Origin of the sequence: Streptomyces sp. NPDC048516, assembly GCF_043199875.1 — a bacterium.
Taxonomy (GTDB): Bacteria; Actinomycetota; Actinomycetes; order Streptomycetales; family Streptomycetaceae; genus Streptomyces.
In genome coordinates, this window is record NZ_JBICWS010000005.1 from 1 (window position 1) to 17,743 (window position 17,743).

At 72.0% G+C, this 17,743-nt stretch carries 12 protein-coding genes and 1 pseudogene; 7 read left to right on the forward strand and 6 right to left on the reverse strand.

All coding sequences use genetic code 11. The features are described 5' to 3' along the window. The first annotated feature begins 653 nt into the window (after positions 1 to 653). Both ACGFR7_RS11775 and ptsP read left to right on the forward strand, forming a co-directional pair. Positions 654 to 1,103, forward strand: coding sequence for a PTS glucose transporter subunit IIA (locus tag ACGFR7_RS11775; protein WP_311627675.1), 450 nt, complete (start codon positions 654 to 656; stop codon positions 1,101 to 1,103). A 77-nt stretch (positions 1,104 to 1,180) separates the two neighbouring features. Continuing rightward, positions 1,181 to 2,851, forward strand: a complete 1,671-nt coding sequence (gene ptsP, locus ACGFR7_RS11780; RefSeq protein ID WP_393316561.1) for a phosphoenolpyruvate--protein phosphotransferase — start codon at positions 1,181 to 1,183, stop codon at positions 2,849 to 2,851. 106 nt (positions 2,852 to 2,957) lie between these two features. On the opposite strand, the gene ACGFR7_RS11785 is transcribed toward ptsP, so the two are convergent. Beyond that, positions 2,958 to 3,881, reverse strand: coding sequence for a hypothetical protein (locus tag ACGFR7_RS11785; protein WP_393316564.1), 924 nt, complete (start codon positions 3,879 to 3,881; stop codon positions 2,958 to 2,960). A gap of 204 nt (positions 3,882 to 4,085) precedes the next feature. Next, on the reverse strand, positions 4,086 to 6,116 hold the full coding sequence (locus ACGFR7_RS11790; protein WP_393316567.1) for an acetoacetate--CoA ligase: 2,031 nt from the start codon (positions 6,114 to 6,116) through the stop codon (positions 4,086 to 4,088). 340 nt (positions 6,117 to 6,456) lie between these two features. Between ACGFR7_RS11790 and ACGFR7_RS11795 the strand changes: the two genes are divergently transcribed. Both ACGFR7_RS11795 and ACGFR7_RS11800 read left to right on the forward strand, forming a co-directional pair. Then, positions 6,457 to 8,850: a TIM-barrel domain-containing protein gene (locus tag ACGFR7_RS11795; RefSeq protein WP_393316570.1), complete on the forward strand. Its 2,394-nt coding sequence runs from the start codon at positions 6,457 to 6,459 to the stop codon at positions 8,848 to 8,850. Between the two features lie 149 nt (positions 8,851 to 8,999). Then, entirely contained in the window at positions 9,000 to 9,845 is an 846-nt protein-coding gene (locus ACGFR7_RS11800; RefSeq protein WP_393316573.1) for a M15 family metallopeptidase, read from the forward strand. A 375-nt stretch (positions 9,846 to 10,220) separates the two neighbouring features. On the opposite strand, the gene ACGFR7_RS11805 is transcribed toward ACGFR7_RS11800, so the two are convergent. The 4 genes from ACGFR7_RS11805 to ACGFR7_RS11820 form a co-directional block, all read right to left on the reverse strand. Further along, complete coding sequence (locus tag ACGFR7_RS11805) at positions 10,221 to 11,033, reverse strand: ABC transporter permease (RefSeq protein ID WP_393316576.1); 813 nt, start codon at positions 11,031 to 11,033, stop codon at positions 10,221 to 10,223. 23 nt (positions 11,034 to 11,056) lie between these two features. Continuing rightward, the gene (locus ACGFR7_RS11810) at positions 11,057 to 11,905 is read right to left on the reverse strand and encodes an ABC transporter permease (protein WP_393316579.1); all 849 of its coding nucleotides are present in this window, start codon (positions 11,903 to 11,905) and stop codon (positions 11,057 to 11,059) included. 12 nt (positions 11,906 to 11,917) lie between these two features. Then, positions 11,918 to 13,096 (reverse strand): ABC transporter substrate-binding protein, encoded by a 1,179-nt coding sequence (locus tag ACGFR7_RS11815; protein ID WP_393316582.1) that lies wholly within the window; start codon positions 13,094 to 13,096, stop codon positions 11,918 to 11,920. A 115-nt stretch (positions 13,097 to 13,211) separates the two neighbouring features. After that, entirely contained in the window at positions 13,212 to 14,327 is a 1,116-nt protein-coding gene (locus ACGFR7_RS11820; RefSeq protein ID WP_393316585.1) for an ABC transporter ATP-binding protein, read from the reverse strand. A 215-nt stretch (positions 14,328 to 14,542) separates the two neighbouring features. Between ACGFR7_RS11820 and ACGFR7_RS11825 the strand changes: the two are divergent. The 3 genes and pseudogenes from ACGFR7_RS11825 to ACGFR7_RS11835 form a co-directional block, all read left to right on the forward strand. Continuing rightward, positions 14,543 to 14,980, forward strand: a pseudogene (locus ACGFR7_RS11825) (Zn-ribbon domain-containing OB-fold protein); the annotation flags it as partial. Positions 14,981 to 15,385: 405 nt separating this feature from the next. Beyond that, positions 15,386 to 16,576 carry a lipid-transfer protein gene (locus ACGFR7_RS11830; protein WP_393317579.1) on the forward strand — a complete coding sequence of 397 codons (1,191 nt, stop codon included), beginning with the start codon at positions 15,386 to 15,388 and terminating at the stop codon, positions 16,574 to 16,576. 303 nt (positions 16,577 to 16,879) lie between these two features. Next, complete coding sequence (locus ACGFR7_RS11835; RefSeq protein ID WP_393316588.1) at positions 16,880 to 17,647, forward strand: MIP/aquaporin family protein; 768 nt, start codon at positions 16,880 to 16,882, stop codon at positions 17,645 to 17,647. Positions 17,648 to 17,743 lie beyond the last annotated feature (96 nt).

Consider the following 17,743-nt stretch of genomic DNA (forward strand, 5'->3'; position numbering starts at 1 on the left):
TGTGTTAAGCACGCCGCCAGCGTTCGTCCTGAGCCAGGATCAAACTCTCCGTGAATGTTTACCGGTAATCCGGTGAACACACACGAGAGCGGAACAACCAGACGGAATAGGTCCGGTCGTTCACAGCGTCCTCGCTGTGTGTGCCACCCCGACCGCTCGGGCCGTGGTGGGCTTTCAAAGGAACCTCATCCCCCGGATGTTTCCGGTGGACGGGGTATCAACATATCTGGCGTTGACTTTTGGCACGCTGTTGAGTTCTCAAGGAACGGACGCTTCCTTGGGATTCCCTCTCGGGTTTCCTCCGGGCGCTTCCCTTCGGTGTTTCACACTCTATCAGGCCTTTTCCGGCTTTCGAACCGCTGCTTTTCTGCAGGAATGCAGAGGCGCGCAATTCTTGAGTCGCGATCAAGACGCTGGGAGTGCCGCCCACCTCAACCGGACGCAGTTGATTGCGTCCTGGCTGTCCGGGGCAGGTCTCAGACAGTACAGCTCTGCTGTGGGCGAGGCAAATCGATTCGCCGTGACGCGCGGTGGGCAACCGGCGTCTCTCATGCGGAACCGTCAGTTCTTATGACTTACGCTTCTGAACGGCGCGCCGTCCAGGACAGGTAGTGACGGCGGCCTGATGAATCTCCACCCCTGGGAGGCTTCCCATGACCACCGTGACGTCCCCTCTTGCCGGACGCGCCATCGGACTCGCGGCTGTGCCCGATCCGGTGTTCTCCGGAGCGATGGTGGGTCCCGGTACCGCCATCGATCCGGTACGTGAGCCGTCTGCTGCGGTTTCGCCCGTGGACGGTGTTCTCGTATCACTGCACCCGCACGCGTTCGTCGTCGTCGACTCCGAGGGGCACGGCGTGCTCACCCACCTCGGTATCGACACCGTTCAGCTCAATGGCGAGGGCTTCGAGCTGCTCGTGAACAAGGGTGACACCGTCGCTCGCGGGCAGGAGATCGTGCGCTGGAACCCGGCCGCGGTCGAGGAGGCCGGGAAGTCGCCGGTGTGCCCGGTCGTCGCGCTGGAGGCCACTGCCGATTCGCTCGGTGAGGTGAGCGAGGCCGGGGACATCAAGGCGGGCGACCAGCTCTTCTCCTGGCAGTAGCGGGGCGCCGTCCCGAACGGCAGGTACGACATCCATCGCGGCGGCTCGGACCGCCGCATCAACCGGAGACGGGTGCAATGGAGACAACGCTGCGAGGCGTCGGCGTCAGCCACGGCGTGGCGATCGGCGAGGTGCGGCACATGGGTACGGCGGTCCTGGAGCCGCCGGCCAAGCAGATTCCGGCGGACGAGGCGGAGCGCGAACAGGGGCGTGCCCGCCAGGCCGTGGAGGCTGTCGCTGCTGACCTGATAGCGCGGGGGAACCTGGCGGGCGGCGAGGCGCAGGCCGTGCTGGAGGCCCAGGCCCTGATGGCTCAGGACCCCGAGCTGATCGCGGATGTCGAGCGGCGGATCGCCGTCGGCTCCACCGCAGAGCGTGGTGTGTACGACGCGTTCGCCGCCTACCGGGCGCTTCTTGCGGGCGCCGGTGAGTACCTCGCGGGCCGGGTGGCCGACCTCGATGATGTGCGCAACCGGATCGTCGCCCGGCTGCTGGGTGTGCCGATGCCGGGTGTGCCGGACAGCGACGAGCCGTATGTGCTGATCGCGCGGGACCTGGCGCCGGCCGACACCGCGCTGCTGGACCCGACGCTGGTGCTCGGGTTCGTGACCGAGGAGGGCGGGCCGACCAGCCACAGCGCGATTCTTGCGCGGGCGCTGGGGGTGCCGGCCATCGTCGCGCTCCCGGGCGCCGGCGAGCTCGTCGAGGGCACGGTCATCGCCGTCGACGGCAGCACCGGTGAGGTCTTTGTCGAGCCGGGCGCCGAGAAGCGGGCGGCGCTGGAGCAGGCCGCGGCGGAGCGGCGGGCGGCGCTGGCGGCGTCGTCCGGTCCGGGTGCCACCTCCGACGGGCACAAAGTGCCGCTGCTGGCGAATGTCGGTGGTCCCGGTGACGTGCCGGCGGCGGTCGAGGCCGGGGCGGAGGGTGTCGGGCTCTTCCGTACGGAGTTCCTGTTCCTGGACGACAGCAAGAAGGCGCCGTCCGAGGAGAAGCAGGTCGAGGCGTACCGGACGGTGCTGGAGGCGTTTCCGGAGGGCCGCGTGGTCGTGCGCGTTCTGGACGCCGGGGCCGATAAGCCGCTGGAGTTCTTGACGCCGGGCGATGAGCCGAACCCCGCGCTGGGTGTGCGGGGGCTGCGGACCCTGCTCGACCATCCGGATGTGCTGCGTACGCAGCTCACGGCGCTGGCCAGGGCGGCCGAGGGGCTGCCGGTCTACCTCGAGGTCATGGCGCCGATGGTGGCGGACCGGATCGACGCCAAGGCGTTCGCGGATGCCTGCCGGGAGGCCGGGCTGCGGGCGAAGTTCGGGGCGATGGTGGAGATTCCGTCCGCGGCGCTTCGGGCGCGGTCGATTCTTCAGGAGGTGGAGTTCCTTTCGCTGGGGACCAACGACCTGGCGCAGTACACCTTCGCCGCCGACCGTCAGGTGGGTGCCGTCGCGCGTCTGCAGGACCCCTGGCAGCCGGCGCTGCTGGACCTGGTGGCGGCTTCGGCCGAGGCGGCGAAGGCCGAGGGCAAGAGCTGTGGTGTCTGTGGTGAGGCGGCCTCGGATCCGCTGCTGGCGTGTGTGCTGACGGGGCTCGGTGTCACCAGCCTGTCGATGGGGGCGGCGTCGATTCCGTATGTACGGGCGACGCTGTCCAAGCACACGCTGGCGCAGTGCGAGCGGGCGGCGGCCGCGGCGCGTGCCGCGGATACCGCCGACGATGCGCGGGCTGCCGCGCAGGCGGTTCTCTCCGGAGAGTGATCCCGCGCGGCGCGTCGCGTCGCAGGAGTCAGCAGTGTTGATGGCCGTCCCGCCCTTGTGGCGGGGCGGCCATGGTGTTTGTGGGGGCGCCGGGTGGGTGGCCAGGTCAGTGGTGGTGCGGGTCGGGTGGGGGTGTGAGGGGGAGGCCGGGGGCGTAGTCGACGCCGTGCTCGGGTGGGATCGGTTCGCCGGTGTCGGCGTCGGTGCAGTAGGCGGTGAAGACTTCGGCGGCGCCGAGGGGGCGGGGCCAGGAGTCGCCGAGGGTCCAGCCGCGGACGGTGTCATGGGTGCGGTCGCCGGTGGCGTCGCGGGCGGCGGGAGCGGTGGTGCGGGAGACGAGGCCGCCGGGGCTGCGCAGGGCGAAGCCGGCGGCGAGGACCGTGCAGAAGACGAGGGTCTGGGATTCGGCGAGCTGGGGCCGGGTCCCGTCGCGGCTGGTGGCGTGCAGGACGGCCAGGAGGGAGGGCTCGCCGGCCGCGACGGAGCAGACGAGGTGGTGGGTACCGTCGCCGAGCGAGGCCAGTAGCTCCTGGAGGGCCTGGGTGGCGCGGGCGAAGGCGACGCGGGCGAGGTCTTCGCCGCACTCCTCGCAACTGCCGGCGCGGGCCAGTACGCCCGAGGCGTGGTCCCAGGTCGCCCGGCGGTCGGCTTCTTCGACGAGGAGCGGCAGCAGCTCGGTCAGCGGTTCGCCCTGGTAGGTCAGTGTGGCGCCGGTGCGGGCGGCTTCGGCGGTGTAGCGGCTGCGGCTGTCGGGACGGTCCGGGTCCAGGGCGAGGTCTGCGCAGTATTTCTCGTAGGCGGCCGGGTCGAAGAGGCTGAGGGTCGTGAGCACACCCTGGGAGGCGAGGCCGCGCAGCAGGATCTCCACCTGCTGGAGGTAGCTGCGGTGGTCGTCGAACGGGAAGGTGGGGTAGCGGCGCATGGCCGTGAAGTCCCGTTCGTCGGCCAGGACGGCGGCGCTGCTGGGGATTTCGCGGCGTAGTGCGCGGCGGGCGGCGGACGGGTCGGTGGGCCGGGATGCGAAGGTCATGACTCCCCCTGAGTGAGATGCGCCGGCTCGGTGTGAGCGGTGGCGGCCGGATATCACTTGTCACTGAGAGTAATCGGGGGGTCTGACAATGCGGTCCGGCGCCGGACCGGAGGGCGCGGGTGCCCTGGCGGTCCGGTGCGGCGGGGGCTGGTGGGTTTCTCCCGATCAGGCCGGGCTCGCGGTCCGACCGGGGAGGCGCCGCCCCTACTGCCCGCTGTCGGCGGTGCGGTCGCGGGCCACCCGCTCGTAGAACCGGAGCAGTTCGAGGTTGTCGACGGAGCCGGGGTTGACGGCCTTGTCGAGCGGGGTGCCCTGGAGGAGGCGCTTGACGGGGACCTCGATGCGCTTGCCGGTGAGGGTGTGCGGGACGCCGGGGGCCTCGATGATGTCGTCGGGGACGTGGCGGGGCGAGAGCTGTTCGCGGATGGTGCGCTTGATGCGGTCGCGCAGGGGGTCGTCGAGGGTGGCGCCGGGGGCGAGGTGGACGAAGAGTGGCATCCAATAGCCGCCGTCGGGCAGTTCCAGGCCGATGACCAGGGATTCGCGGATCTCCGGGAGCCGTTCGACGGCTTCGTAGATGTCGGCGGAGCCCATCCGGACGCCCTGGCGGTTGAGGGTGGAGTCGGAGCGGCCGTGGATGACGACGCTGCCGCGGGAGGTGACGGTGATCCAGTCGCCGTGCCGCCAGACGCCGGGGTACATGTCGAAGTAGCTGTCGTGGTAGCGGGTGCCGTCGGGGTCGTTCCAGAAGCGGGTGGGCATGGAGGGCATGGGGTTGGTGACGACGAGCTCGCCGACCTCGTCGATGACCGGTTTGCCCTGGGGGTCCCAGGCCTGCAGGTCGGTGCCCAGGCAGGCCGCCTGGAGTTCGCCGATGTGGACGGGGAGGGTGGGGACGGCGCCGGCGAAGCAGCTGCAGACGTCGGTGCCGCCGCTGACGGAGGCGGTCCACAGGTCGGCGCCGCTCTCCGCGAAGGAGTCGTGCAGCCAGCGGAAGCCGTCCGGCGGGAGCGGGGAGCCGGTGGTGGCGACGCAGGTGACGGCGGAGAGGTCGAGGTCGCGGGCCGGGTGGATGCCGGCCTTGCGGCAGGCCATGACGTAGGCGGCGGAGGTGCCGAAGACGGTGGCGCGGGTGGTTTCGGCGACCCGCCACTGGGCGGAGATGTCGGGGTGGCCCGGGCTGCCGTCGTAGAGCACGATCGTGGCGCCCACCAGGAGGCCGGCGACGAGGAAGTTCCACATCATCCAGCCGGTGGAGGTGTACCAGAAGAACCGGTCGTCGGGGCCGAGGTCGCAGTGCAGGCCGGTCTGCTTGAGGTGTTCGAGCAGGATGCCGCCCTGGGACTGGACGATGGCCTTGGGCAGGCCCGTGGTGCCGGAGGAGTACAGGACCCACAGCGGGTGGTCGAAGGGGACCTGCTCGAAGACCGGTTCGGTGTCCTTCGAGGTCAGCTCCGACCAGTTCAGGGCGCCTTCGGGGGCGGGGGTGCCGAGCAGCGGGATGTGGACGACGGCGCGCACGGTGGGCAGCTCGGCGCGGAGTTCGGCGACGGTGTCGCGGCGGTCGTGCTCCTTGCCGCCGTAGCGGTAGCCGTCGACGGTGAACAGGACGACGGGTTCGATCTGCTGGAAGCGGTCCAGCACGCTGCGGGCGCCGAAGTCGGGGGCGCAGGAGGTCCATACGCCGCCGACCGCGGCGGTGGCGAGGAGCGCGACGACGGCCTGCGGGATGTTGGGGACGTAGGCGCTGACCCGGTCGCCGGGGCGGACCCCGAGGCGGCGGAGTTCGGCGGCCAGCGAGGCGACCTGGGCGCGCAGCTGGGCCCAGGTGACCGGGGTGGGCTCATGGGTCTCGTCGACGTACAGCAGCGCGGGGTCGCCGGCGCGGGCCGGGTCCTCGGCGGCGCGCAGGGCGTGTTCGGCGTAGTTGAGGGTGGCGCCGGGGAACCAGTGGGCGCCGGGCATCGCGCGGTCGGCGAGGACGGTCTCGTACGGGGTGGCGAAGCGGACGTCGAACCACTCGGCGGTGGCCTGCCAGAAGGCGGGGAGGTCATCGACGGACCAGCGGTGCAGGGCGGCGTAGCTCGTGGCGGGGTCGCCGGGGGTGGGTGCGGGCGCGCCGTGGTGCGCGGCGGCCCAGGTGTGGAAGCGGGTGACCTGTGCGCCGGCGATCCGGTCCGGGCCTGGTTGCCAGAGGGGTTCCGGCTGCGGGGCGGACTGCGGTGCGGTGGTCATGATGCGGCTCCCGGGCGGTACGCGTCGTGGGCGTCGGGCGCGCACGGCGGTGAGGTTCCCCCGGCCCAGTCGGTGGGCGTGTGCGCGTGACACGGCTTGCCTGGACGATGCCATGTGATCGACTCGTGCACCAGGGTGGGCTGCCCACATTCGGGGGGTGGCGGGTGTGGTGCCGGCACGTGCCGCCGGCCGGTTTCGGGAGTCGTGGTGGGACATACGGCGGGATTCGGCCATCGGGTGACGATCTGCGGGCCCGAGGGTGGCCGAGCGTGACCCTGCGCAGGTGAACGGCAGTTGAACGGTGCCCGCGCACCCGGCCGTCAATGGCAGGCTGACCGGCATGGACGGGCGGGATCTGGTGCGGTCGGTACGGATGGTCAGGGCGGTCGGGCCGGCGCAGGGGCTACGGTCCGTGCGTACGGCGTGGCGGGCGCGGCGGGCGGATGCGCTGGCGCTGCCGCGGCACAGCGCCGAGCGGGCGCGGGTGCCGGGGGCGGCTCGTGGTGCGGAGCCCCAGCCGGGCGGCGGGCTGATCCACTTCGAGCGGTCGTCGCTGCGGGTGCGGGTGGCCTCGGGCGGTGCGGTGTTCTGCGGCTGGGAGGGCTCCGGACCGGAGCCGTCGTACGCGCTGGCCGGGGCGTGCCCCGAGGTGGACGCGCGGGCGGTGCTGGAACCCGACACCGAGGGCGGCTGGCGGGTGGTCTCCGAGCGGGTGCTGGTGGTGGTGTCCCGGCACGGTGCGGTGGAGGTGCGGACGCCCGGCGGGGCGGTGCTGCGGCGGGAGTTCCCGCCGCGCTGGTGGGACCGTACACAAGCAAAGGGGGCGGGCCAACGGCCCGACGGCGGCGCCTCGCGCTGGGTGCAGCGGGCACAGGTCGCCGCCGATGCCCGGTTCTTCGGGCTCGGCGGCCGGGCGCACGGGCCGCGGCTGCGGGACGGTGCGTACCGGCTGTGGAACACGGATCCGGGCGGCGCCTTCGCGCCGGGGGACGATCCGCTGTCGCTGACGATGCCGGTGCAGCTGGTGGTGGCGGACGCCGGTACGCATCTGGTCTTCCACGACAACTCCTGGGACGGCCGGGTGACACTGCGCGAGGGCGCGGAGGGTGCGGGCTCGGGTCATGACCGGCCGGGCACCTGTGAGGTGCGGATGGACGGCGGACCGCTGCGCTACTGGGTGCTGGCGGGTACCCCGGCCCGGGTGCTCCAGGGCTGGACGGCGCTGACCGGAGCACCCGCGCTGCCTCCGCAGTGGGCGCTGGGATACCAGCACGCCCGCTGGGGCTTCGGCGGCCAGGCCGAGGTGCGCCGGGTGGTGGCGGGCTACAAGGAGCGCGGGCTTCCGCTGTCCGCCGTCCATTTGGACATCGACCATTACGACCGGCACCGGGTCTTCACCGTCGACCGGCAGCGCTATCCGGATCTGCCCGGTCTGGCGCGGGAGTTGCGGGCGGACGGGGTGCGGCTGGTGTCGATCGTGGATCCGGCGGTGAAGGCGGAGCCGGGGGACACGGTGTACGAGGGCGGGGCGGCGGCGGATGCCTTTGTACGGGACGCGCGCGGGCGGGAGGTGCGCGGGGTGGCGTGGCCGGGCGAGTCGGTGTACCCGGATTTCACCGATGCGCGGGCGCGAAAGTGGTGGGGGGCGCTGTACGCGGAACGGCTGGCGCAGGGCTTCTCCGGCGTGTGGCACGACATGAACGAGCCGGTCTCCTTCGCCGCGTTCGGGGAGCGGACACTGCCGCGCTCGGCACGGCACGCCCTGGAGGGCCGGGGCGGCGATCACCGGGAGGCGCACAACGTCTACGGCCTGGCCATGGCACAGGCCGGCTTCGAGGGGCTGTGCGAACTGCGTCCTGCCGAGCGGCCGTTCCTCTTCTCCCGTTCGGGGTGGGCGGGGCTGCAGCGCTACGGCGGAAGCTGGTCGGGCGATGTGGCGACGGGCTGGGCGGGGCTGCGGGCCTCGCTGTCGCTGGTGCTGGGGCTGGGGCTGTGCGGCGTCCCGTACAGCGGTCCCGATATCGGCGGGTTCTCCGGGGTGCCTTCCCCCGAGCTGTATCTGCGGTGGTTCCAGCTGGGGGCCTTCCTGCCGCTGTTCCGTACCCATTCGGCGCTCGGCGCGGGGCGGCGGGAGCCGTGGGAGTACGGGGACGAGGTGCTGGGGCACGCCCGTACGGCGCTGCGCGAACGGCAGCGGCTGCTGCCCTACTTCGGGACGCTGGGCCAGTTGGCGCGGCTCACCGGCGCGCCGTACGTCCGGCCGGTGTGGTGGAGCGCGCCGCGGGATCGGGCGCTGCGGGACTGCGAGGACGCGTTTCTGCTGGGGGATGCGCTGCTGGTGGCGCCGGCGCTGGCGGCGGGGGTGACCCGGCGGCCGGTGCGGCTGCCGCGCGGCCGGTGGTACGACACCGCGACCGGGCGGGCGTACGACGGTCCCGGGCAGGTGTGGGTGGAGGCGCCGCTGTCGCGGATACCGGTGCTGGCAAGGGCCGGTGCGGTGCTGCCGGTGACCGGGGCGGACGGCGGGACCCAGCTGGAGGTGTGGGCGCCGGTGGCCGGGCGCGGGGGCAGCGGGCTGGTGGTGCCGGACGCCGGGGACGGCTGGCAGCGGCCGACGGTGGAGCGGTTCACGTCGCGGCGGGAGGGCGACCGGGTGATCGTGGAGCGGCGCGACGGGGGCGCGGTGGGGTATCCGGTGCGGGTGCGGGGGCTGGAGGACGAGGTGGGGCCGTAACGGGCCGGGGGGAAGCGGCGCGGGCCTGGTGGAAGCGGCGCGGGCTGCGCGGCGGAGGCGGAGCGGGCTACACGGCGGATGGGTTGCGCAGGTGAGCAGTTGTGCGGCGGGGCTTCCCTCCGCCCGGCCGCACCTGCTAAACGGGGGCCATGCCGAGACTTGCTGCCGCGCTGCGCGGCCTTGCTGCCGCTGCCGCCGCGCTGATCACTGTGGCCGCTGTTCCTTCGGGTGCGGCGGCGGACACCGTCCCGCACCGTCCGGCGCCGTCATCGCGGCCGGTCAACGACCCCAAGGCGCCGGAGGAGTTCGTCGCGCTGCGGGACGTGGACCCCACCGTCATCCAGGAGATGCGCTACTTCACCCCGCACGACTTCATGGGGGTGCCGGTGACCGGCTACCGGGCGCCGATGTGCCTGCTGACCCGGGACGCGGCACGGGCGTTGCACCGGGCGCAGCGCTCGTTCCTGCGTCGCGGATACTCCCTCAAGGTCTATGACTGCTACCGGCCGCAGCGCGCGGTGGACCACTTCGTGGCCTGGGCCAAGGACCTCGGCGACCAGCGGATGAAGGCCGAGTTCTATCCGCGGGTCGACAAGTCGACGCTGTTCCGGGACGGCTATATAGCGGAGAAGTCCGGGCACAGCAGGGGCAGCACCCTCGATCTGACGCTGGTGCGGCTGCCGGCCCTGCCCACCCGGCCATATGTCCCCGGGGAGCCGCTGTCCTCGTGCTACGGCCCGAAGGCGGCCCGCTTTCCGGACAATTCGCTGGACATGGGCACCGGCTTCGACTGCTTCGACACCCTGGCGCACACCCTCGACCCGCGGATCAAAGGTGAACAGCGGGCCAACCGGCTGCTGTTGAAGGACGGCCTGGAGAGCGCCGGATTCGTCAACTACGACAAGGAGTGGTGGCACTACACCTTCACGCCGGAGACGTTTCCGGACACCTACTTCGACTTCCCGGTCGCGCGGCGGTCGCTCGTCCGGCACTGACCGGCCGCGCACGCCGTTGGCTTCCCTCGTGGGTCGTGACTCGTGACTCGTGACTCGTGACTCGTGACTCGTGACTCGTGACTCGTGACTCGTGGCACATGGCACATGGCTCGCGGCACGTGGCACATGGCTCGCGGCCGAAGGCGAGCGGGAGGAGAGCCCGTGGACCGGGCTCTCCTCCGCCGTCGCGTCGCCGACGGGCCGGGGCACCGAATCACCCCCGTCGATCCCGTGCCCCGGACCCTGCTGTCAGGGACGCGGCCGGACCGCGTCCGGTTCAGCGAAAGTCTGCGGAGTCACCCTTTCGGGGATCCCGCGCCTCGTACGGCCGCCGGCACGGAACCGGCCGCCGGCTGCCGAGCACCGGCCGTGCGCTCAGAGCCGGCCGCCGGCGCTGTCCGAGGAGAGCCGCTGGGCGGCGTACACCGGGATGACCGACAGGGCGATCAGCAGCGCGGCGAGTACATCGACGACCGGTGCCTGGTGGGGGCGGGCCAGGTTCTCGTAGATCCAGACCGGCAGCGTCTTGGTGCCCGCGCCCGCCGTGAAGGTGGTCACCACGACCTCGTCGAAGGAGAGCGCGAAGGCCAGCAGGGCGCCGGCGAACAGCGCCGGGCGCAGCGCCGGGAAGGTGACGTACCGCAGGGTCTGCCAGGGGCGGGCGCCCAGGTCGGCGGAGGCCTCGGCCAGGGACGGGGCGATCCGGCGGAGCCGGGCGGCGACGTTGTTGAAGACGATGACGACGCAGAAGGTGGCATGGCCGACAACGACCGTGAAGAGGCCGAAGCCGATGCCCAGCGGGGCAAGAACGGTGCGGAAGGCGGCGTTGAGGGCGATGCCGGTGACGATGCCGGGGAGCGCGATCGGCAGCACGATCAGGAACGAGACGGTCTGCCGTCCGAAGAAGCGGTGGCGGTGCACGGCGAAGGCCGCGAGCGAGCCGAGGACCAGGGCGACGGCGGTGGCGCCGAGGCCCGCCCGCAGCGAGGTCCACAGGGCGTCGCGGGCGCCCGCGCTGTGCAGGGCGCGGCTCCACCACTCGCCGGTCAGCGCGCGGGGCGGCCAGGCGAACGAGGGGTCGGCGTTGACGGAGTTGAGCAGGACCAGGAGCAGGGGGAGGTAGATCAGGGTGAGACCGGCGGCCGTGAGGCAGCCGAGGACGATCCGGGCGGTACGGCTGAGATGCATCCGGCTGCCTCCTTCGGTACCGGTCAGAGCGAGTCGAGCGCGCCGGCCCGGCGGACGGCGGCGAGGTAGCAGACGACGAGGGCGACCGGGACCGCGGAGAGCGCCGCCGCGAGCGGCAGATCGAGGGTGACCTGAGAGGCGATGACATTGCCCAGGAGCTGGGTGCGGCCGCCGACGATCTGCACAGTGAGGTAGTCGCCGAGGGAGAGCGAGAAGGTGAAGACGGAACCCGCCAGGAGCGCGGGACGGACGGCGGGGGCCACGACGGAGCGCAGGGTACGTACGGTGCCCGCACCGAGGTCGGCGGAGGCCTCCAGCTGGTGGGCCGGCAGCCGTTCCAGGGCGGCGTGGACCGGCAGGATCATGTACGGCAGCCAGAGGTAGGCGAGCACGAGCACGACGGCGGCCGTGCCGTATCCGGGGCCGTGCAGTCCCAGCGGGGCGAGTGCCGCGTTGACGATGCCGTGCTCGCCGAGCATCACCCGCCAGGCGTACGCCTTGACCAGATAGCCGGCCCACAGCGGGGTCAGTACGGCCACCAGCAGGGCGCGGCGCAGCCGGCCGGACGCCACCCGCGCCATGAAGAAGGCCATCGGGAGCGCGAGCAGGGCGTCGAGGAGCGTGACGGCGACGGCGATCTCGAGGGTGCGCAGGGCGACGGTGCGGTAGACGGGAGTGGTGAGGATGTCGCGGAAGTTGTCGGTGGTCCAGGTGTGGACGACATCCGAGGTGAAGGGGTCGGTGGTCCAGAAGGCGGAGAGCAGGAGGACGGCGAGGGAGCCGAGGTAGGCGAGGACCAGCCACAGCAGGGGCGGGGTGAGGAGTGCGGCGAGCCGGCCGCGGGCGCGGGGCTCATGGCTCGTGGCGGACACCCGGGCGCCCCCTCAGCCCTTGATCTCCGTCCAGGCGCGGGTCCACTCCGCGTAGTCCGTGCACGTGACGTTCTTGCGGCCGTCGAGGCACTGCGGGACGGGGGTGGTCCAGAAGTGGACGCGGCGGTAGTAGGCCTCGTCATCGGCGTGGTAGACGGCGCAGTGACGGGGGTCGGCGGTTTCCTTGCAGGCCTTGGCGTTGGCGGGCGCCTCGCCGAAGTACTCGGCGACCTGGGCGTTCACCTTCGGGGAGACGATCCAGTTGAGCCACTTGTAGGCGCAGTTGGGGTGGGCGGCCTTGGCGGAGACCATCCAGGTGTCGGACCAGCCGGTGGCCCCCTCCTTGGGGAGGACGGCCTTGACGGGAGCCTTTTCCGCGGCGGCGGTGTTGGCGATGACCTGCCAGGTGGTGCCGAGGACGCTGTCGCCGCCCTTGAAGGCGGTGACTTCCTTCTGGTAGTCGCTCCAGTATTCGCCGATCTGCTGTCGTTGCTTCTTCAACAGGGCTACGGCGGCATCGAGTTGGGCGCGGTCCAGGGCGTACGGATCCTTGATGCCGAGTGCGGGACGGGCCTTCATCAGGTAGAGGGCGGCGTCGGCGATGTAGATGGGCGAGTCGTAGGCGGTGACCTTGCCCGCGTACTTCGCCGCGCCGTCGAAGACGGCCTTCCAGGAGTCGGGGGCCGGGGAGACCTTGTCGGTGCGGTACATCAGCAGATTGGCGCCGCGGCCGTGCGGGATGCCGTACATCTTCCCGCCCTTGGAGTTGAACGGGCGCATCTTCAGACCGCTGAAGATGTCGCGGTAGTTCGGCACCAGACGGGTGTTGACGGGCGCCACATCCCCGGCGGCGATCAGCCGCAGGGTGGCGTCGCCGGAGGCGGAGACGGTGTCGTACTGGCCGGTCTTCATCAGCGAGACCATCTCGTCGGAGGTCCCGGCGGTCTTGGCGTTGACCTTGCAGCCGGTCCGCTTCTCGAAGGGGTGCACCCAGTCGGCCTTGGGGTCGTTGGAGCCGTCCTCGGCGTATCCGGCCCAGGCGATGATGTCGACCCGGCCCTCGCCCTTGCCGACGCTTTTCTGTTCGGCGGCTCCCCCGCCGTCCGTTCCACCGTCGCCTGAGCCGCAGGCGACGGCCAGCAGCAGGACCCCGGCCGCCACTGCGGCCTTCCACGGATTCGCGTTGCGCATGGTGAACTCCCGCTGTCGCACACGGCTGTCGAGCCCCGCCAGTATCCGGAAGCTGACCGTCTGCCACCAGAGCGCGTCGGGAACCGGGATGCGCCCCGGTGCGTGGGACGATCCCTCAGGCGGGCACCAAAAGGGCGTCGGCGGCGTTCCACAGCAGATGGACGGCGGCGCCAGGACGGGCGGCGTCCGGCAGATCCGTGGAGCTCAGCCGCACCACGGTGAGCTCGTCACCTCCGGCGTCGAGGCGGACCACCACGCGCGTGTGGGCACCGACGTGCGCGATCTCGGTGATCCTGCCGGGCGCACACCGCTCCCCCGGCCCCGGGGCACCGTTAGGGCCGCCGTTCGGACCGCCGTTCGGGCCGCCGTTCGGGCCGTCCGGAGCGACGATCCGGATCCGCTCGGGGCGGAGGCTGTACGTGCCCGGGGCGCCGATCACACGGACCGCCGCCTGGTCACGCAGCAGGTTGGTGGTACCGATGAAGCCCGCGACGAACGCGGTGGCCGGACGGTCGTAGATCTCCAGCGGTGAGCCGGTCTGCACGATACGGCCGCGGTCGAGCACGGCGAGGCGGTCGCTGAGCGTCAGCGCCTCTTCCTGGTCGTGGGTGACAAGGAGGAAGGTGACGCCGGTGGCGCGCTGGATGCGCTGGAGTTCGCGCTGCATCTCCTGTCGCAGCTGGAGGTCGAGCGCGCCGAGAGGTTCGTCGAGCAACAGCAGCCCGGGGTCGTCGATCAGGGCGCGGGCCAGGGCGACGCGCTGGCGCTGGCCGCCGGAGAGCCGGTCGGGCCGGCGCGGGCCGTGGTCGTCGAGGCGTACGGTGCGCAGAGCCGCACGGGCGCGGGCGAGGCGTTCGGATTTGCGCACCCCGGCGACGGTGAGCGCGTAGGCGACGTTCTGCTCAACCGTCATGTGGGGGAAGAGCGCGTAGTCCTGAAAGACGGTGTGGACGTCGCGGCGGCTGGGCGGAAGTGCCGTGACGTCACGCCCCGCGAGCTCGATCCGGCCCGAGGTGGGCCGTTCGAAACCGGCGATCAGGCGCAGCAGGGTCGTCTTGCCCGAGCCGGAGGGGCCGAGGAGGGAGAAGAACTCACCTTCCCCGATGGTGAGCTCGGCACCGTCGACGGCACGCAGCGGACCGAATTCCTTGCTGACGGCGGTGAGCCGTACGGCGGGCGTCGCAGCTTCCGTGGGGGCGGGACGGGCGTCGGTACGGGCGGCTTCGGTCACGGGCGCTCCCCCTCGTGAACGGCTTGATCGCCCGGCGACTGTACCGGGGTTCCGCGCGGAGCGGCAGCGTGGCACACTCCTGACGTCCCGTCAGTTCTTCCGGTTCCCTCAGTTTCGTCAATCGCGTCGGGAACCGTCGTGTTCCGTCGCTTCGTTGCATTGTTCCTTTGCGTTTCGTGGTTTGTCGGTCTGCGGTCTGCGGTCGGGGAGGGTCTGTGGCACAGACACGGAAGCCGGTGGTGCCCGGGTGGTTCGATCAGGACGCGGCGGACTTCCGGCTGCTGGGGACGCGCTGCCGGGCCTGTGGTGCGGTGTTCTTCCCCCGCGAGGACGCCTTCTGCCGCAACCCCGCGTGCGGGGGTGACGAACTGGTGGAGGTGCCGCTGTCCCGGCGCGGCACGGTCTGGTCCTACACCGACGCGCGCTACCGTCCGCCCTCCCCCTACGTCTCCGATCCGGAGGCCGAGTGGCGGCCGTACGCCTTGGTCGCCGTGGAGCTGGCGGAGGAACGGATGGTCGTCCTCGGGCAGGCTGCGCCCGGCGTCCGCGCCGCGGATCTCAGCGTGGGCACGGAGGTCGAGCTGGTTCCCGGGACCGTCGCCGGGGACGAGAGGGACGACGGGGGCGTCCGGACGACGTGGCATTGGCGGCCGTGCGAGCAGGACCCGGGGGGCATGACGGCCGCGGGGGCTGCGGCCGGTGCCGTGGAGGCCGCGAGCGCCGGCTCGCGGGCGGAAACCGCATCTCTACACCCGCCCACCCCCCGAAGGGGGGTGGGCGGCGGGGAAAAAACCAAGGGCGCGGGTGGGCGGCGGGTAGGGGGAAGCCCGGATAGCCGCGGAAGCAGCGCCCCCGGCGACACAGTCACGGGCCAAGACGCGACAGTCACAGCCCAGGACGCGACAGTCACGGCCCAGGACTCGGCCGTAGTCGCCCAAGACATGGCCGCAGTCGCCCAAGACATGGCCGCAGTCGGAGACATGACCGTACCCGGCAACGTAGCCACACCCGGCAACGTAGCCACACCCGGCAACGTGGCCACACCCGACGACGTGGCCATACCCGACGACGTGGCCGTACTGGGCGCCGGTATGCACCCGTGGGGCAAGTGGGGGCGCAGCTTCGTCGAGTACGGCACCAAGGCGGCCAAGGAGGCTCTTGCGGACGCCGGGCTCGACTGGCGCGCCGTGCAGAGCATCGTCGGCGCGGACACGGTACGCGGCGGCTATCCCGGTTACGTGGCGGGCGCGACCTTCGCCAAGGCGCTGGGCTGGCAGGGCGCCCGGGTGACCAGTGTCTATGCCGCCTGTGCATCCGGCGCACAGGCCATCGGCGCCGCGCGGGCGCAGATCCTCTCGGGGATGGCGGAGGTGGCCCTGGTGGTGGGCGCCGACGCCGCGCCCAAGGGCTTCTTCACCCCGGCGGGCGGCGACCGGCCCGACGATCCCGACTGGCTCCGGTTCCGGGTGCTGGGTGCCACCAACCCGGCGTACTTCGGGCTGTACGCGCGCCGCCGGATGGCGCTGTACGGTGACACGACCGACGACTTCGCGCAGGTGAAGGTCAAGAACTCGGCGGCGGGCGCGGCCAATCCGTACGCCCGCTACCGCAAGCGGGTCACCGCGCGGGAGGTCGTCGCGTCGGCCGTGGTCTGCGATCCGCTGCGGCTGCTGGACATCTGTGCCACCTCCGACGGCGCCGCGGCGCTGGTCCTGACCAGCATGGACTTCGCCCGGAGGCACGGCGTCACGGATCCCGTGCGGATCCGCGCGGTCTCCACGGCCACCCCGCGTTATCCGCGGACCGTATTGGACCTGCCGGATATCGCCACCGATTCCGCGGCCGCCGTTCCCGAGCCGGAGACCGGCTTCCGGGCGTCGATCGCGCGCACCGCCTACGAGGAGGCCGGGATCGGGCCGGAGGATCTGTCCCTGGCCGAGGTCTACGACCTGTCCACCGCGCTGGAGTTGGAGTGGTACGAGGACCTGGGACTGTGCGGCGCCGGTGAAGCGGCCAAGCTGCTGCGCGACGGGGCGACGGCGCTGGGCGGGCGGCTGCCGGTGAATGCCAGCGGTGGTCTGGCCTCCTTCGGGGAGGCGGTACCGGCCCAGGCCATCGCCCAGGTCTGCGAGCTGACCTGGCAGTTGCGGGGGCAGGCGGGCGCGCGGCAGGTGGCGGATGCCCGGGTGGGGGTGACCGCCAACCAAGGGCTGTTCGGGCACGGTTCGGCGGTGGTCGCGGTGCGGTGACCCGGCGGCGCGGTATGCCGTGACCGTGGTGGACGGGCGTGGCGTGAGAACCCGCGGACGAGGGGACACACGCGCCCGCTCCACCCGTCGGCACCCGTCGGCACCCGTCGGCACCCGTCCGCAGCCCCCGCTGTGTGCGACCTTGACGCCCCCTCATCACCGGTGAACACTTCCGGATGCCAGTCGGCATCGCCGCACTCAGGCACCCCGGCCGGGTGGCAGCGGCTGTCCGCTGCCCGCCGGTGGCACGCACCCTGCACGGAGGACCGGGGGACGTCCCCGGGCGAGGGCCAAGGAGCCGCCATGTATTCCAATGGGGACATCGTCGTCGGTGAAGTGATCGGCACCGCGATACTCATACTCTTCGGAGCCGGCGTGTGCGCCGCCGTCACCCTGCACTATTCCAAGGCGAAGGACGCCGGCTGGGTCGTGATCGCTTTCGGCTGGGGCATGGGCGTACTGGCCGGCGCCTACACCGCGGCGCCGCTGTCCGGCGGGCATCTCAACCCCGCGGTGACGCTCGGCTCGGCGGTCGCCGGCGGCACCGAGTGGTCGAAGGTGCCGCTGTACATCCTGGCCCAGATGGCCGGCGCCGCGATCGGGGCCGTACTGGCCTGGGCGCTGTACTACGCGCAGTTCGCCGCCAACGCGGAACGGGACAAGGCCCAGCCGACGCTGGGGATCTTCTCCACCGGCCCGGAGATCCGCAAGCCCGCCGCCAACCTCGTCACCGAGATCATCGCCACCATCGGTCTGGTGCTGCCGCTGCTGTTCTTCGGCCGGAACCCGGGCATCGGCATCGGCCAGGTCCCCGGCGAGCACGTGGGCGTCTACGGCTCCGGGATCAATGTGCTGCTGGTCGCCCTGCTGGTCGTCGGGATCGGGCTGTCGCTGGGCGGGCCCACCGGCTACGCCATCAACCCGGCCCGTGACCTCGGACCGCGTCTGGTGCACGCGCTGCTGCCGATCCCCAACAAGGGTTCCTCGGACTGGAGTTACTCCTGGATCCCGGTGGCCGGGCCGCTGATCGGCGCGGTGCTGTCCGGCCTGGTCTACAACGCGGCGTTCTGACCCCGGCCTGACCCCGGCCGGGGCGTGTCCGCCCGGGTGGCCCGGGCCCGGGGCCCCAGGCCTCGGCCCGGATCTCGGGCCCCGCTGCACCCACTC

Bases quoted from the DNA above. Each gene is read 5' to 3' on its own strand.
- ACGFR7_RS11775 (WP_311627675.1), top strand. From the start codon at position 654: ATGACCACCGTGACGTCCCCTCTTGCCGGACGCGCCATCGGACTCGCG.
- ptsP (WP_393316561.1), top strand. From the start codon at position 1,181: ATGGAGACAACGCTGCGAGGCGTCGGCGTCAGCCACGGCGTGGCGATC.
- ACGFR7_RS11785 (WP_393316564.1), bottom strand. From the start codon at position 3,881: ATGACCTTCGCATCCCGGCCCACCGACCCGTCCGCCGCCCGCCGCGCA.
- ACGFR7_RS11790 (WP_393316567.1), bottom strand. From the start codon at position 6,116: ATGACCACCGCACCGCAGTCCGCCCCGCAGCCGGAACCCCTCTGGCAA.
- ACGFR7_RS11795 (WP_393316570.1), top strand. From the start codon at position 6,457: ATGGACGGGCGGGATCTGGTGCGGTCGGTACGGATGGTCAGGGCGGTC.
- ACGFR7_RS11800 (WP_393316573.1), top strand. From the start codon at position 9,000: ATGCCGAGACTTGCTGCCGCGCTGCGCGGCCTTGCTGCCGCTGCCGCC.
- ACGFR7_RS11805 (WP_393316576.1), bottom strand. From the start codon at position 11,033: ATGCATCTCAGCCGTACCGCCCGGATCGTCCTCGGCTGCCTCACGGCC.
- ACGFR7_RS11815 (WP_393316582.1), bottom strand. From the start codon at position 13,096: ATGCGCAACGCGAATCCGTGGAAGGCCGCAGTGGCGGCCGGGGTCCTG.
- ACGFR7_RS11835 (WP_393316588.1), top strand. From the start codon at position 16,880: ATGTATTCCAATGGGGACATCGTCGTCGGTGAAGTGATCGGCACCGCG.